The sequence below is a fragment of the Kitasatospora phosalacinea genome (genome assembly GCF_000716545.1).
Lineage (GTDB): Bacteria > Actinomycetota > Actinomycetes > Streptomycetales > Streptomycetaceae > Kitasatospora > Kitasatospora phosalacinea.
In genome coordinates this window covers 18,979-34,500 of sequence record NZ_JNWZ01000020.1, presented here as the reverse complement: position 1 = coordinate 34,500, position 15,522 = coordinate 18,979, and the positions used below count along the sequence as shown (strand labels likewise).

At 74.1% G+C, this 15,522-nt stretch carries 11 protein-coding genes; 5 read left to right on the top strand and 6 right to left on the bottom strand.

The annotated features are described in order from the left end of the window. Window positions 1-40: 40 nt before the first annotated feature. On the top strand, window positions 41-1,330 hold the full coding sequence (locus tag OO48_RS12500) for an ABC transporter substrate-binding protein (RefSeq protein ID WP_051732055.1): 1,290 nt from the start codon (window positions 41-43) through the stop codon (window positions 1,328-1,330). 104 nt (window positions 1,331-1,434) lie between these two features. On the opposite strand, the gene OO48_RS12495 is transcribed toward OO48_RS12500, so the two are convergent. Further along, window positions 1,435-2,538: a hypothetical protein gene (locus OO48_RS12495; RefSeq protein WP_033215258.1), complete on the bottom strand. Its 1,104-nt coding sequence runs from the start codon at window positions 2,536-2,538 to the stop codon at window positions 1,435-1,437. A gap of 173 nt (window positions 2,539-2,711) precedes the next feature. Then, entirely contained in the window at window positions 2,712-4,088 is a 1,377-nt protein-coding gene (locus tag OO48_RS12490) for an NsdA family TPR-like regulatory protein (RefSeq protein ID WP_033215257.1), read from the bottom strand. Between the two features lie 255 nt (window positions 4,089-4,343). Here OO48_RS12490 and OO48_RS12485 point away from each other — a divergent pair, with 255 nt between their 5' ends. Continuing rightward, entirely contained in the window at window positions 4,344-5,048 is a 705-nt protein-coding gene (locus OO48_RS12485) for a bifunctional DNA primase/polymerase (RefSeq protein WP_033215256.1), read from the top strand. 505 nt (window positions 5,049-5,553) lie between these two features. Here OO48_RS12485 and OO48_RS12480 read toward each other — a convergent pair. After that, window positions 5,554-6,243, bottom strand: coding sequence for an iron-dependent transcriptional repressor DtxR (locus tag OO48_RS12480; RefSeq protein WP_033215255.1), 690 nt, complete (start codon window positions 6,241-6,243; stop codon window positions 5,554-5,556). A gap of 198 nt (window positions 6,244-6,441) precedes the next feature. Here OO48_RS12480 and OO48_RS12475 point away from each other — a divergent pair, with 198 nt between their 5' ends. From OO48_RS12475 to OO48_RS12465, 3 genes are all read left to right on the top strand, one after another. Further along, the gene (locus tag OO48_RS12475) at window positions 6,442-7,191 is read left to right on the top strand and encodes a sugar isomerase domain-containing protein (RefSeq protein ID WP_033215254.1); all 750 of its coding nucleotides are present in this window, start codon (window positions 6,442-6,444) and stop codon (window positions 7,189-7,191) included. A gap of 170 nt (window positions 7,192-7,361) precedes the next feature. Further along, complete coding sequence (locus OO48_RS12470) at window positions 7,362-8,291, top strand: DUF4231 domain-containing protein (protein WP_033215253.1); 930 nt, start codon at window positions 7,362-7,364, stop codon at window positions 8,289-8,291. A 13-nt stretch (window positions 8,292-8,304) separates the two neighbouring features. Next, a complete protein-coding gene (locus tag OO48_RS12465; RefSeq protein ID WP_051732054.1) occupies window positions 8,305-9,174 on the top strand; it encodes an alpha/beta fold hydrolase in 870 nt (289 codons plus the stop codon). A 51-nt stretch (window positions 9,175-9,225) separates the two neighbouring features. On the opposite strand, the gene fxsT is transcribed toward OO48_RS12465, so the two are convergent. The 3 genes from fxsT to OO48_RS12450 all read right to left on the bottom strand — a co-directional run bounded on the left by fxsT (window position 9,226) and on the right by OO48_RS12450 (window position 15,471). Further along, on the bottom strand, window positions 9,226-13,227 hold the full coding sequence (fxsT, locus tag OO48_RS12460; protein WP_245194611.1) for an FxSxx-COOH system tetratricopeptide repeat protein: 4,002 nt from the start codon (window positions 13,225-13,227) through the stop codon (window positions 9,226-9,228). Window positions 13,228-13,336: 109 nt separating this feature from the next. After that, window positions 13,337-14,587, bottom strand: coding sequence for a TIR-like protein FxsC (locus OO48_RS12455; RefSeq protein WP_051732053.1), 1,251 nt, complete (start codon window positions 14,585-14,587; stop codon window positions 13,337-13,339). Between the two features lie 101 nt (window positions 14,588-14,688). After that, complete coding sequence (locus tag OO48_RS12450) at window positions 14,689-15,471, bottom strand: AAC(3) family N-acetyltransferase (RefSeq protein ID WP_033215362.1); 783 nt, start codon at window positions 15,469-15,471, stop codon at window positions 14,689-14,691. Window positions 15,472-15,522: the final 51 nt, after the last annotated feature.

Sequence of the window (15,522 nt, the reverse complement as noted above, 5' to 3'; positions counted from 1 at the left end):
CGACCCCAAGCAACAGCACGTCCAGGGAGGAAAGAGCGCCATGACGCGGAACGGAACCCCCCACCCGCCACCCGCCGTCAGTGGACGACGCCGCGCAGCCACCGTCCTCGCGGCCTCCGCCGCGGTCCTGCCCGCCCTGCTCTCCGCCTCCGCCTGCGGCGGCCCCGCCGCCGCCGACGCCGCCGGCCAGGACGTCACCGTCATGACCTGGGCCCCGTCCGGCACCGGCGCCGCCGACCGCCCCGGCATGACCGCGCTCGCCGAGGCCGTCGGCCGCGAGCTCAACGCCCGGGGCGGCCTGGCCGGCCACAAGGTCCGCGTCCTCACCTGCAACGAGCACGACAGCACCGACGGCGCCACCGCCTGCGCCGACCAGGCCGTCAGCGCCCACGTCGTCGCCGTGGTCGGCTCCGCCAGCCAGTACGGCAGCAACTTCATGCCGATCCTCGAACAGGCCGGCATCCCGTTCATCGGCGGCTACGGCCTCTCCTCCCCCGAGTTCAGCAGCCCGCTCTCCTACCCCGTCAACGGCGGCATGCCCGCCCTGGTCGCGGGCAGCGGACGCCAGCTGGTCGCCGCCGGCTGCAAGCAGATCGCCCTGATCCGCCCCGACACCCGGGCCGGCGACGCCCTGGTCAACTACCTCAGCAGCGCCGTCGCGCAGGACAACGTCAAGATCACCGACGTCAAGGCGCCCGAGAAGTCCAACGACTACTCGTCGTACGCGCACCGGGCCATCGGCGACGACAAGCCCGGCAACTGCGTGCTCTCCGCGCTCGGCGCCGAGCCCACCGCCAACCTGCTCGACCCGTACCGCCGCGCCAGCCCCAGGAACACCCAGCTCGCCTCGGTCATCGGCTCCTTCCAGCAGTCCGTGGTCGACTCCACCGGCGGCGACGGCGGCCCGCTGCGCGGCGCGTACGCCACCGGCTGGTTCCCGGTCGAGTCCTCCACCGTCTGGGACGGCCTGCGCGACACCGTCCGCGCCTACGGCAACGGCTCCACCATCGACGTCGCCGACCCCGGCGTGCAGACCACCTGGGTCGCCTACGAGGTGCTCCGCCAGGCCGCCGGACGGATCGACAAGAGCAGGCCGGTCACCGCGAAGGCGCTGCAGGTCATCCTGGACAGCGGCGACCCGATCGACACCGCCGGCACCACCCCGCCGCTCAACTGGAGCCTCACCAACATGCTCCCCAGCGCGGACTCGCCCCGGCTGGTGAACACCTCCGTCACCTTCCAGCGGGTGCAGAACGGCCGCCTGGTCGAGCAGCACCAGGGCTTCACCGACGTCCGCTGGGTGCTCACCAACGGCAAGCCCCCGGCGTAGCGCGCCCGGGGCCCGGGGCTCGGGGGACGGCGGGAACGACGGGAACAGCAGGGGCGCGGGTCTCCCGCGCCCCTGCTCCGTCGTTGCGGTCCGTACCGGGCGGCTCAGAGCTCTCCGGCGCTCTTGGCCGGCAGCCCCGTCTTCGTGGCGATCGTGCCCCACAGCTCGGAGGCCTGCTTCTTCGCCGTCGTGGCCGTGCCGCTCGCCGCGTCGCCGTTGCGCAGGTGCGCGTTGTCCTTGGCCTTGGCCGGGTCGCAGCCCGCCACCAGGTCGCCGGCCCACTGGGCGTACTCGGAGTCGGCGGTGGCGGACGCCTGCCAGGCCGCCTGGAGCTGCTTGACCAGCTCCGCGCCCTCGGTGAGCTGGTCGACCTTCAGGGCGCCGAGCTTGGTCAGCAGGCCCTGCCGCTGGCTCGCGGCCGAGGCGAGCGCGGCCTGCGAGTCGGGCAGGTTCTGGCACTTGCCGACCGCGGCGACCGCGTTGACCACCGAGGTGCGGCCGGCGCTGGCGGTGCCGAGCAGGTCGGACAGGGCCTGCGCCTGGGCCTTCATCTCGGGGGTGACCGCGGCGTTGCCGCCGTTCGGGCTGGGGGCGGCGACGCTCTGGCCGGACGTGGCTCCGCCCTTCGCGGTGTCCTTGTCCTTCTTGTCGCCGCCGCTGGCCAGCACGCCGACCAGGACCGCGACCAGCGCGACGCCGGCCACGCCCGCGCCGATCAGCACCTTGGTGTTGGGCTTGCGGCGGCCGCCGTCCGCGGCCTGCTGCGGGTAGCCGTCGGGCGCGGGGGCGTACCCCTGCTGCGGGGCGCCGTAGCCCCCGCCGCCGTACGTCGGCTGGGCCGCGTAGGGGGCCGGCTGGGGCTGCTGCGCGAAGGCCGGCGGGGCGGGCTGGGCGGCGCCGCCGACGGCCGGGCCGCCGGCCGGGTAGGGCGGCAGGTACTGGGTGGCGCCCTCGTCGCCCGGCGCGGGCTGCTGCGGGGCCGTCCCGGCCTGCTGCGGGGGCGTGCCCCAGTACTCGGGGCTGCCGCTCTGGCCGAGCGGCGGCGCGGACTGCTGCTGGGGGACGGGGGCCTGCGACTGCGGCTGGGCGTACGGGGGCTGCGCGGCGGCCTGCGCCGGACTGCCCTGACCGTCTGCGGCGGGCTCCGGGCGGAACAGGTCGTCCAGATTGAAGTCGCCGGAGTTGGGATACGAGCGGCGCTGGCTCAACGCGATTCCTCACCTGTGCACGGCACCGGGATCCCGGGCCTCTCGGTTGCCCCGCCGGGTTGCTGACGGCGGACCACAACTGCGAGGCCACGGTACCCGTTCACCGGCACAGGTGACTACGCGGGCCGCTGTTCTGTGCTATTGATTCACGTTCCGGCGGCCGCCGGAACGGCTCACGCCGCCTCCCCGTCCATCCGGGCGTGGAACTCGCGCACCGCGCGGTGCCCCCGGTACGGCTCCAGCCGGCTGCGGAAGTCGTCCAGGTACTCGACGCCTCGGTTGGAGCGCAGTCCGCTGAGCAGCCGGACCGCCTCGGTGCCGGTCTCGCAGGCGCGTTCCAGGTCCCGCTGCTGGAGCTGGGCGGTGGCCAGCAGGACCAGGTCGACGGCCCGGCGGCGGACCCGGTGCGCGGGGTGCAGTTCGAGCGCGGTGCGGGCGTAGTGCTCGGCCCGCTCGCCCTGCTGCAGGTCCCGGTGGCAGTGCGCCAACTCGTCGGCGAGGTACGCCTCGTCGAAGTGGACGATCCAGTCGGGGTCGTCGGCGGGGTTGCGCTGCTCCATCGCGGCCAGCGCCTTGGCCGCGACGCTCTCGCAGGCGTACGCGTCGCCGAGCAGGGCGTGGCCCCGGGCCTCGGCGGCGTAGAACATCGCCATCGCGGTGGGGGTGGCCACCGAGCGGGCGCCCTCCTGGGCGGCGCGGGCGAGTTGGGCGATCTCCCGGGGGTTGCCGAGCGTCGCGGCCAGGTGGCTCATCGAGGCGGCCAGCACGTAGCCGCCGTAGCCGCGGTCGTCGGCGGCCTGGGCCAGGCGCAGCGCCTGGATGTAGTACCGCTGGGCGAGGCCGGGCTGGCCGGTGTCGACCGCCATGTAGCCGGCCAGCTCGGTCAGCCGGGCGACGGCGCCGAAGAGTTGACGCCCCGTCTCGTCGCGGTAGGAGCCGCCGAGGAAGCCGGAGACCACGCTGTTGAGGTAGTGCACCACGACCGGGCGGACGTGGCCGCTGCCGAAGCGGTGGTCGAGGTCGACCAGCATCTGGGTGGTGGCCCGGATCGCCGCGACGTCGGCCAGGCCGACCCGGGTGCCGCCGGTGCGGGCGACCACCGGGTCCGGCGGGGTGATCAGCCAGTCCCGGCTGGGCTCGACCAGCGCGGAGGCCGCGACGGTGGTGCCGGCCAGGAAGTCCCGCTTGCCGACGTCGCTGCGCCACAGCTCGCAGATCTGCTCCAGCGCGGCGCCCAGGCTGGGCGCGAACTGGAGGCCGACGGCGGAGCTGAGGCTCTTGCCGTCGGCCATGCCGATCTCGTCCACCGTGACGCCGCGGCCGAGTTTGCGGCCGAGCGCCTCGGCGATCACCGCGGGCGCCTGCCCGCGTGGTTGTTGCCCGCGCAGCCAGCGGGCGACGGAGGTCTTGTCGTAGCGCAGGTCCAGTCCGTGTTCTGCTCCGCAGAGGTTGACCCGGCGGGCCAGGCCCGCGTTGGAGCAGCCCGCCTCCTGGATCAGCTGCTGCAGGCGCTCGTTCGGCTCTCGTGCGACGAGTGGTCTCGCGGCCATGGGATTTTTCCGCCTCCCCAACGCCGTCCGGACCCGACCGGAGGGCGACGAATGTGCAACACCATGCGGAATACCCACGGTGACGTACCCGCTCCCCACGCGCCCGGGTGAATGCCTCCGTGCGCCCCCACTGCGCCCGTTACCGCCCCTGCTCGGCCGACCGGTTTTGACCAGGATCACCGTCCCGGGTGACATCGCGCGCGCCGTTCGAAGCGTTCGGCCCCGGGCCGTAACCCGCATTCACGGACGGTAGTTGTGCAGCACGTGGACAACACCCCGGGAGCCCCCGAACCGAACCTGCCGCCGCTGCTGCTCGAAGCCGTCCGCTACGCCGAGGACCGGCACTGGGAGGTCGCGCCGGGCGCCTGGCTGCTCGACGGCGACGGCCCGGTCCGCTGCTCCTGTGGTGAGGAGCGCTGCGCGCTCCCCGGCGCGCACCCCCTCGGCGAGGACTGGCGGCTCCGGGCGAGCGCCGGGCCCGGGGTGGTCCGCAAGTGGTGGACGGAGCACCCGGAGGCCTCGATCCTGCTGCCCACCGGCCGGGCGTTCGACGTGCTGGACGTGCCGGAGGTGGCGGGCTGCCTGGCGCTGGCCCGGATGGAGCGGATGGGGCTGCAGCTGGGCCCGGTGGTCGCGGTCCCGGCCTCGCCCGGGCGCACCGGGCGGCGGCTGCACTTCCTGGTGCTGCCCGGGGTGGTCGACAAGCTGCCGGACATGCTCCGGCAGATCGGCTGGTCGGCGGACCGGCTCGACCTGGTGGCGCGCGGCGAGGGCGACTGGGTGGTGGCCCCGCCGTCCCGGGTCGGCGGGTACGCGTCCGCGCAGTGGGCCCGGCCGCCGTCCGCGCTGAACCGCTGGCTGCCGGACGCGGTGGAGCTGGTCAGCCCGCTCGCGTACGCCTGCGGGCGCGAGGCCTCGGCCCCGCGCCCCGTGCAGCGCACGGCGGCCGCCGTGCGCTGAGCCTTCCGAGCGTGCCCCGGCCGATCCCGGCGGGGGCGTTGTCCGCGCGGCACCCCGCGCGGCCGTGGCGGGCCCGGCCCCCCGACCTGGGGGCGGGGCCCGCCGTTCGCGTGCCGCGGCCCGCCGTCCCGCCCGTCCGGAGCGCGATCTTCCGGAACCGGTCGTCATACCCGCAGGTCAACGGGGGAAGCCCACCGATCGGGTGACATCGCTCAAGGATTGGCCGCGGTTGCCGAGGGGATCATCCTCAGCGTCGGCACGGGGTCGAACGAGCGGAGGGAGCGGACGGACCGAGAGCGCGGGGGCTGCCGGGAGGGCGTTCGGACGGGGAAGCCGAACGCGGCAGTGGGAGGGAGCAGGAGGGGAGCCGGGGAGGGAACGGGCGGGGAGCCCGGGGAGGGCGGTCGGGCGCGGCCGGGGAGCCGCGCACGGCCGGGGGAACGGCGGCAGGGCCCGGTGTGGGGACACCGGGCCCTGCCGCCGCTGCCGTTCCGTTCCCGGGCCGCTACGGCTGGGCGACGAATACGTGCGCGGCGATCTCCTTGCCGAGCTCGGCCGCGCTCTCGCCGGTGCCGACCAGCACGCCGCCGGCCGCCGGGGAGACCCGCACCGTCGCCCCCGGGCGGACGCCCGCCCGGCGCAGGGTGCGCATCAGCTCGCCGTCGGTCTGGATCGGCTCGCCGATCCGGCGGACCACCACGTCCGTCCCGTCCTTGGCGGCGACCGCCTCCAGCGTGACCAGCCCGGCGTCGAAGCCCTCGCCCTCGGCCTTGGTGTCGCCGAGCTCGTCCAGGCCCGGGATCGGGTTGCCGTACGGGGACTGGGTGGGGTGGCCGAGCATCGCGAGCACCTTGCGCTCGACCGTCTCGCTCATCACGTGCTCCCAGCGGCAGGCCTCCTCGTGGACCTGCTCCCACTCCAGGCCGATCACGTCCACCAGCAGGCACTCGGCGATCCGGTGCTTGCGCATCACCCGGACGGCCAACTTGCGGCCCTCACCGGTCAGTTCGAGGTGGCGGTCCTCGGCGACCTGGAGCAGCCCGTCCCGCTCCATCCGGCCCACCGTCTGGCTCACCGTCGGGCCGGACTGCTCCAGCCGCTCGGCGATCCGGGCGCGCATCGGGGTGATGCCTTCCTCCTCCAGCTCCAGGATGGTGCGGAGGTACATCTCAGTGGTGTCGATCAGCCCTGACATCGCCCCTGGCTCCGTTCTTCGGTGTCCTCACCGCCAATTCTGACGTACCGAGGTGACAACCGGATGCGCGCGCCCGCTATGCCCGCCCTCTTTCGTGGCTGTTGACAGCCGCGCCCGGCGCGGGCCACCGTGCACGCCGTAGCTTTCTCCCAGAGCGGTCTGGACCACCCGGCCGCCCCGAGCTCGGACGGAGCAGAGATGAGCGAACTGGTCGGCCGGTACCTGGACGCCGCCGTGGCCCACCTGGAGCGGATCCGCACCGAGGAGGGGGAGAACATCGAGGCCGCCGCGGAGCTGCTGGCGGAGGCCGTCGAGCACGGCCGGCGGATCTTCACCTACGGCGCCGGGCACTCCTCGCTGGCCGCCCAGGACGTGGTCTACCGGGCCGGCGGCCTGGTGGTGATGAACCTGCTCAACGTGCCCGGGATGACCGGCGTCAACGTGATGCCCGCCCACCTGGGCAGCGCCCTGGAGCGGGTCTCCGGGCTGGCCACCACCACGCTCGACCTCACCCCGGCCCGCAGCGGCGACCTGCTGTTCGTGATCTCGCTCTCCGGCCGCCAGGTGATGCCGGTCGAGCTGGCCCGGCACGCCCGCGACCGCGGCATGAGGGTGATCGGCGTGACCTCGCTGGCCTATCCCGGCGCGGTCACCTCCAACCACTCCTCCGGCACCTACCTCAAGGACAACTGCGACGTCGTCCTGGACAGCAAGATCGGGATCGGTGACGGCGAGCTCGACCACCCCGGCGCGGGCGCCCCGTTCGGCTCGGTGTCCACCATCACCACCAGCGCGCTGATGCAGTCGGTGGTGGCCTCGGCGATCGCCAAGCTGGCCGACCGGGGCATCACCCCGCCGCTGTTCCGCTCCGGCAACGTGGACGGCGGCACCGAGTGGAACAACAAGGTGATCGCCGACAACGCGGAGCGGATCTTCTACGCCTGGTGAGGCCCCGCCACCTTCCCGGCGGCCCCGCCGACCCGCCGACCCGCCCCATTCGGCCAACTCCGGTTCCGCCCGCGTAAGTTCGCCCGGCACCGGGAAGGACTCCCGGGAACCGGTGGGACTGCGCTGCGGGGGCGGGGATGGCGGCTGGGGCGGGGCGTTCGATCGGCTTCGTGCGGGAGCAGGACCTGCTCCCGCGCGTCTTCTGGGCCGCCGACGGCGCGTCCCTCCAGGGCCAGGCCAGGGCGGTGGCGCTCTCCCGCTGGGAGTTGCTGCTGCTGATCGGCGCGGCCTTCGCCGGCTCCGCGGACGGCCCGCTCTGGGCCTGGACCGCCGCCATCGCCTACCTCGGCGCGCTGTTCATCGCCGTCACCGTCGCCCGGCAGAACCCGCAGCGGCTCTGGTACGACGGCCGGGCGGTCGCCGAGTCGGTGAAGACGCTGGTGTGGAAGTACGCGGTGCGCGCCGACTCCTACCAGCCGCCGCCGCGCAAGCTGCCCGACGCCGAGCGCCTCTACGACGTCCAACTCTCCGGCATCCTGGGCGAGTTCGACACCGACCTGGTCTCCCCCGGCGTCACCGAGGAGCTGCGCGGCTGGCGCGCCCCGGCCCGGCACCCGCAGATCACCGACACCATGGAGCGGTTGCGCGAGCAGCCGCTCCCGGTCCGCCGCGAGGTCTACCTGCGCGAGCGGGTGCAGAGCCAGCGCCAGTGGTACCAGGCCAAGGCCATCCAGTGCCGCAACGCCACCCGCCGGGTCGGCCGGCTCGCCATCGTGCTCCCCGCCGTCGGCCTGCTGCTCGCCGTGCTGCGCGCCCTCGGCCAGTTCGGCTTCGACGCGCTCGGCGCGGTCTCCGCCGTCGCCGCCTCCGTCTCCGCCTGGGCCCAGCTGCGCCAGTACCGCCCGCAGGCCGCCGCCTACACCCTGGCTGCCGCCGAACTCGCCAAAGTGGAGGCCCAGTTGGCCTCCGTCGACCTCGGCTCCGCGGACGCCGAAGAGACCTGGGCCCGGCTCGCCCGGGACGCCGAGGACGCCATCTCCCGGGAGCACACCACCTGGCAGGCGCGCCGCGAGGTGCGCAGCCTCGACATCCCCAGCTGAGCAGGAGGGTCGCGTGGCGATACGGAGGATCGAGACGCCGGACGGCGGCGTCCTGGCCGTCGACACGTCCGGGGACCCTTCCGGCAGCCCGGTGTTCCTGCTGCACGGCACTCCCGGCAGCCGGGTCGGCCCCGCCCCGCGCAGCGCCGTGCTGGCCCGGATGCGGGTGCGGCTGATCTCCTTCGACCGCCCCGGCTACGGCGAGTCCACCCGGCTGCCCGGCCGCGACGTCGCCGCCGCGGCCGCCGACGTCACGGTGATCGCCGACGCCCTCGGGCTCGACCGCTTCGCCGTGGTCGGCCGCTCCGGCGGCGGCCCGCACGCGCTCGCCTGCGCCGCGCTGCTCCCCGACCGGGTCCGCCGGGCCGCCACCCAGGTCTCGCTGGCCCCCCGCCACGCGGAGGGCCTCGACTGGTTCGCCGGCATGACCGCCTCCAACGAACGCGCCTACCGGCAGGCCGAGTTGGGCCAGCCCCGGATCGCCGGCCAGTTCCAGCTCCGCTCCCGGGTGATCCGCCGCGACCCGGCCCAGCTGATCCGCAACCTGGTCCCCGAGCTCTCCCCGCCGGACCGCACCGTGGTCGCCGACATCGGCATCCGCCGGATGCTGCACTCCACCTACCGCCAGGCCTTCCGCTACGGCGCCGACGGCTGGATCGACGACGTCCTGGCCTTCATCGCCGACTGGGGCTTCACCGTCGACACCATCCGCGTCCCGGTCCGCCTCTGGCACGGCGCCGACGACAGGTTCTCCCCCGTCGGCCACTCCGCCTGGCTCGCCGACCACATCCCCGGCGCCCAGCTCTACCTCGAACCGGGCGCCGCCCACTTCGGCTCCCTCAAGGAGATGACCGACGCCATCCGCTGGGCGGCCCACGCGTAGCCGGGCCGGGGCGCGGGGCGGGCGGCGACCCGCCGCCCGCCCCGCGCGGCGTCACAGCGGCTGGGGCTCCAGGTCCCGGTTGGTGCGCTGCCAGCTGCGGGCGGCGACGACGGACGGGTGGTCCTCGCCGAAGAGCTCGACGAGCGCGGCGACGGCCTGCATCCGCAGGCCCTCCGCCTCGCCGCGGCGTCCCGCCGCCCGGACGGTGACGGCGAGGTTGGCCTGGCAGACCAGCGCGTCGGGGTGCGTGGCGCCGTACCGGGCGACCAGGCCGTCGTACGCGTTCCTGGCCAGCTCCTCGGCCTCGTCCAGCTCGTCCGCTTCGCCGAGCGCGTTGGCGAGGTTGGTGGTGGCGTTGAGGACGAACGGGTGGTCGGGGCCGAGGACGCGGGCGAGTCCGTCCACCGCGGCCCGGCCGTGCCGGACCGCGCCGGGCAGGTCGCCGGAGCCGCGCAGGTAGATGCCGAGGTTGTTCTCGCAGGCGAAGGTGAAGGGGTGGTCGTCGCCGAGCAGGCGGCGGTGGCCCTCGTAGGCGTCGGCGGCGATGTCGCGGGCGGTCTCCTTGTCGCCGGCGGCGCTGAAGTCGGCGGCGAGGTTGAGCCGGCAGGCCAGCGAGTCGATGAAGTCGGGCCCGTACTGGGCGACGTAGCGCTCGTAGGTGCGTTCGGTGAGTTCGCGGGCCTCGGTGTACTGGCCGGCCCGGCGCAGCGAGACGGCGAGCGACTTGGCGTTGCGGAGGTCCTCGGGCAGGTCGGAGGCGGCGATGCCGCCGAACGCCTCGGTGACCTCCCGCAGGAGTTCCACGGACCCCTTGTAGTCGCCCATCTCGCGCAGGTCGCGGGCCAGCGCGGACTTGGAGCCGAGGGTGTAGGGGTGGTGCGGGCCGAGGACGGCGGAGCGGCGCTCGACGGTGTCCTGGTCGAGGTCGCGGGCGGCGGTGCTGTTGCCGACCAGGCGGTGGTCGATGGCGAGGTTGTTGGCGACCGAGAGGGTGCGCGGGTCGTCCTCGCCGAAGAGTTCGACGAACTGGTTGTAGGTGTCCTCGTCGAGGGCCAGCGCCTCCTGGAAGCGGTTGAGGTAGCGCAGGTCGGCGGCCATCGAGTTGGCGGTCATCAGGGTGTACGGGTGGTGCTCGCCGAGGAGTTCGCGCTGGCCGACCAGGGTCCGCTGGTTGAGGGCGAGCGAGTCGTTGTAGGAGCCCTGGGAGCGCAGCACGTTGGCGACCTGGAAGCGGAGGCTGTAGATCTGGCGGCGCCACAGGCGCTGTTCGGTCGGGTCGGTCTCGTTCTCGGCGCGCACCTCCCAGGCCGCGTCGAGCTGCCGGCCGAGTTGCAGGGCCTGTTCGAGGTCGACGCGCTTCCACAGGTAGCGGACGCGGTCGATGAGCAGTTCGCGGACTTCGCGCTCGTCGCAGTCCTGGGCCCGGGAGGGGGTGAGGTGGGGCCAGATCTTCTCCAGGGTCGGCCAGTTGGCGGGGTCGTCGGTGTCGCCGCGGGGCGGCCGGGCGTTGACCAGGATGCGGTGCACCTGGTGCATGGCGGCGGCGCGCTCGGCCTCGCTCATGCCGCTGCGGACGACGGCCTGCACCAGCCGGTGGACCTGGAAGGAGTCGGAGCCGGCGTCGGTCTTGGCCAGCGCGTAGCGGCTGACCGCGCGCAGCACCTTGCCGAGCAGGAAGGTGTCGGTGAGTTCCTCGTCGTAGGGGGCGAGGGCGAGGCGCATCTGCTCGGAGAAGAAGAACTGCCGCAGCGAGATCGGCTCGGGCGCGAAGAACGCGCACAGCTCCAGCAGCCGCACCGCGGCGGGCGACTGCTCGCGCAGCCTGGTGATGGAGACGTTCCAGGTGAGCCCGACGGGGGTGGGGTAGTCGACGGGGGTCTCGCCGGCCGCGAGGACCTTGGTGGCCTCGGCCCTGAGCTGGCTGACGTAGGTCTCGACGGGGGTGCGGGTGGTCTCCAGCCAGGCGGCGGCGACCTCGACGGCGAGCGGCAGGTCGCCGACGGCGTCGGCGACCCGGTCGGCGTCGGCGCGGGCCAGGCCGCGGACCCGGCGGGTGAGGTGGTCGATCGACTCGGTGCGGTCGAACACGTCGACGTTGAGCACGCCGGCCTGCCCGGACCAGCCCTGGTTGCGGGAGGTGACCAGGATGTGGCCGGGGCCGTCGGGGAAGAAGCGGCGGATCTCGCCGGGCTCGTCCGCGTTGTCGAAGATCAGCAGCCAGTTGGAGGTCGGGATGCCCTGCCGGAGCGCGTCGCGGGCGGCCTGCGCGGCCTCGCTGACGTTGTCGCCGACCCGCAGCCCGAGGCGTCCGGCGAGGTCGGCGAGGTCGACCACGACGTTCTCGCTCTGCTCGGCGTCGATCCACCACACCAGGTCGTAGTGCGACATGTAGCGGTGCGCGTACTCCAGCGCGACCTGGGTCTTGCCGACGCCGCCGAGGCCGTACAGGGTCTGCGGCGGGGGCAGCACCGCCGTGGTGCCCCCGGCCAGTTGGGCCCGCAGGTCGTCGAGGACCTTGACCCGGCCGGTGAAGGAGTGGTTGCGCTGCGGCACCTCCCAGTAGGTGGGTTTGGTGCCGGGGAAGCGCGGCGCGCCGGGGCTGCGCTCGGGCAGTTCGGTCTCGGTGCGGCCGAGCGCGCGCAGCAGCGCGATGGCGGCGGAGGGCTCGTCGCGGCCGATCAGGTCGACCGGGTTGCGGTTGTTGTAGGGCGCGTTGAGGCGGACGTCGGAGACCCGGACCGGGATCAGCTGGCGGCGGGCGCCGGCCGGGTCGGCGAGCACGGTGCGGTCCCACAGCGCCTGGGCCTGCGGGGACTGCAGGTAGGCGGCGGACAGCAGGGCGACGGTGCGGTACGCGGAGTCGATGCCGCGCCCGGTGGCCTCGCGCGGGTTGGCCCCGGCGCCGACGTCGCGCGGGACGACCCGGTAGCCGGCGTCGGCGAGCAGCGCGGAGATCCAGTCCGCCCAGGCCCGGTCCTCGGGCACGTAGCTGAGGTACAGGTCGGCGGGGGCGGTGGGGCGGCGGCGGGCGAAGCCGTCGAGGTGGCGCAGCCGCAGGTCCTCGGACATCGGCGGCAGCCCGCCGACCCGGCCCTGGGTGATCTCCCGGGTGAGCCGCTCGTTGGCGGCGAGCATCGAGCCGGGCAGCCCGGGCTGGTCGCCGAACGGGGCGAGGATCTCCTCGTACGCGTAGAACGGCCGGTAGGGGATCTCCACGCCGGCCCAGTAGCGGGCCAGGTCGCTCTCGCCGAAGCCGGCGGGCAGGCCGGCGAACTTGATCCGGGCCAGCGCCCGGCCGGCGTCGGCCTTCTCCTTCTCGCCCTCGTCGATGCGCATCGGGACGGGCAGGATCCGGATGTCCCGGTCGCCGTAGCGGTCCTCGATCACCCGGGCGATCCGGGAGGCGCCGTCGATGGACTGGTCGCTGAGGGTGAAGCAGACCACCAGGTCGTCGGGCATCTCGACGGTGCAGATGTCGGCGGTGTCGGTGAGGCCGGTGCGGCTGTCGATCAGCACGTAGTCGTAGCGGCGCTTCATGTCGGCGCGCAGCGACTGGATGAACCGGCGGCCCTCGTGGCGCTCGTACAGCAGGTCCCAGTCGATCCGGGCCACCGAGTAGTCGCGGTTCTGCTGCCCGGCGGGGACGAGGTCGATCCGGCCGCCGCCGGGGAAGTGCGGCCAGGCCAGCGAGAGGGCGTGCGGGTGGATCCGGGCGAAGTCCTCGATCCACTCCGGGTCCCGGTCGATCGGGCGGCGGGCCTCTTCGAGGTAGTCGCCGAACAGGTCCATGATGCCGGTGGTGGCGGCGACCACCTCGGGGTTGAGGAACGGCCGGAAGAACTGGGCCAGGCCGGGCGCCTCCAGGTCCCAGTCGACGACCAGCACCCGGTAGCCGTTGGCGGCCAGGATCCAGGCGGTGTTGGCCAGCGCCATGGTGCGGCCGGTGCCGCCCTTGTACGAGTAGAAGGTGACGATCCGGCCGTGCCGGTTCTCGATGGTGGCGTCGCGGCGGCGGCCCTGGATCTGCGGGCCCTTCGTCGGCCTCTCGGTCATGACGTTCCCTCCCCCGGGCCCTTGGTGTGCCCGTCGTGGTGCGCACGCCGTGCTCACCGGCCGGAGTCCCGACCGCCCGGTGTCCTCGTGGTGCCGTCCCGGGCCCGGCTCAGGGTCCGATGCTGGGTCTGCGGTCGGCCGGTCCGTCCTCGGGGCGGTTCCGGTGGTGCTGCTCGTGGGCGGTGCAGGCGCGCATCACGGCGCGCTCCATCTCGCCGCGGAACTCCTCGATGCTGCCGGGGGCGCCGCCCGTGCCCTCCTCGCGCAGGCTGGGCCGCTGCCGGGCGCCGCGGCTGACGGCCAGCACGCTGTCGCCGAGTTCGTCGAGCATCCGTTCGTGGTCGCGGCTCTGCTGGTCGTCGCGGTTCCAGGGTTCGATGACGGCCACCGAGCCGAGGTTGCGCCGGTCCAGCCGGCGCACCGCCTCGGCCCGCCGCCCGTCCAGGAACGCCCACCGGTCGACCAGCAGCACGCAGGGCTCGCCGGGCCGCTCGCCGCCCGCCAGGTGCTCCGACTCGTCCTCGAACTCGTTCACCGTGGGCTGGAAGCCCATGCTGCGGGCGATGTCGGCGGCGTCCTGGGAGAGCGGGCGGGTGGAGTCGGGCCGGTACGGCTGCCAGTCGGTGCGCTGCTCGCCGTACCAGACCGCGCTGCGGTGGGGCGGCAGTTCGCGCTCCCGGTAGGAGAACACCGCGATCCGCACCTGGTCGGCGGCGTCCGGCTGGTCGAAGGCGGACGGCTGGGACTCGAAGTCCAGCACCTGGCCGATCGGGATCACCGTCTGGTTGGCGACCTCGACGATCCGCCGGGCCAGCCGCAGCACCGCCGCGTGGTACTCCGAGCTGAACGCGGCGATCTTCATCAGCGCGTACAGGCCCTCGGTGGCGTACTCGGGGCCGAAGCTGTCGTGGTTGAACTGGAGTTCACCGGCGACCCGGGGCAGCTGGTAGTGGTCCATCGCCACCCACAGGGCCGGCACGATGCCGGTCATCCGCTCCGCGGTGGGCCTGCGCTGGTAGACCGAGCGGCGGCTGAACAGGTGCCACTCCTTGCCGCACGCCTCGGACTTGAAGTAGCGCGGCGAGTACAGCGGCACGAACACCCGGCAGGTGGCCAGCTCCCGGGACAGCCGCTCGGCCCACTTCTGGCCCTGGTGCATCGAGCGGTCCATGAACCCGACCGGGTGGCCCGGCGGCACGTCGGTGATCTGCAGGATCGCCTCGCACAGGTCCTGGTACAGCTTCGCCACCCACAGGTTGGGGTCGGCCGCCCCCCGCGAGTTGACCCGGGGCGTGTGCGCGTAGCTGAGGAAGAAGTACGGCCTGGGCGTGTCCTTCCCCTGTCCCGCCCCACTGCTCACCCGCGCCTCCCCCGAGCCCGCCTGACGCCGTCCCCCCGAAAGGATCTCAGTGTAGGAAGACCGGCGGCCCCAATGGAATAGGGCCTACCTCGCCGGGGTGATCAACTTCCTTGTGCGGCAAGCCACTTCGAGACCGACCCGACCGCCGCTCGGACCGGGAACAGGAAGCTGGGGGCCTTGCCGAAGTGCCCGGCCCCGATCTCGTCGCGGCAGGCGTCGAGGAACTCCCCGGCGGCCGCCTCGAAGTGCTCGGTGGTGACGCCGGGCGCGGTGAACCGCACCCACCGCCTGGCCCCCGCCCCGTCGGCGACCACGCAGCCGTAGCGCTGCGCGGGCGGATCGGGCCGTCCGTACTCGGCGAGGTGGAACACCGTGCAGCACGACCACGGGACGTCCACCAGCAGCACCCGGGCGTCCGCCTCCAGCAGGCGCTGCACCGGTGAGCGCTCGCCCAGGTGGCAGTCGAGGTCGTGGCGCTCCGTCAGCCACCCGGCGAGCGGCCCGAGGGCGGCGAACGAGGTCTGCGGGTGGCCGCTGCGCAGGGCCCCCTCGGTGGTGCGGATCTCCTCGGACAGCCGCCCCATGGTCGGCGAGGCCGGGGTGCGGTCGCGGTCGAACGGCGCCATCCGCGCCCGGTGCGCCCGGACGCCCGCCGCGTCGAGCCCCGCCACCGCCCGCCGGTACAGCAGGGAGGTCTCGGAGTTCTCCGGCGTCGCCGTGTACGCCACCAGCGTGCCCTCCCGGCCCAGCGCCTCCCGCAGCGCGGCGACGATCCCGGCGGAGCGGCCCGCCACCGGCCCGACCGACCGGAGCGACGCCTGCACCAGCAGCGTCCCGCCCTCCCGGACGCCGAGCGCGCGGAGGTCGTCCACGAGTTCCGCCACGGAGTACAACAGGCCCTCCCGCGCCACGGCCGCCGGTCGACGCGCCCACGA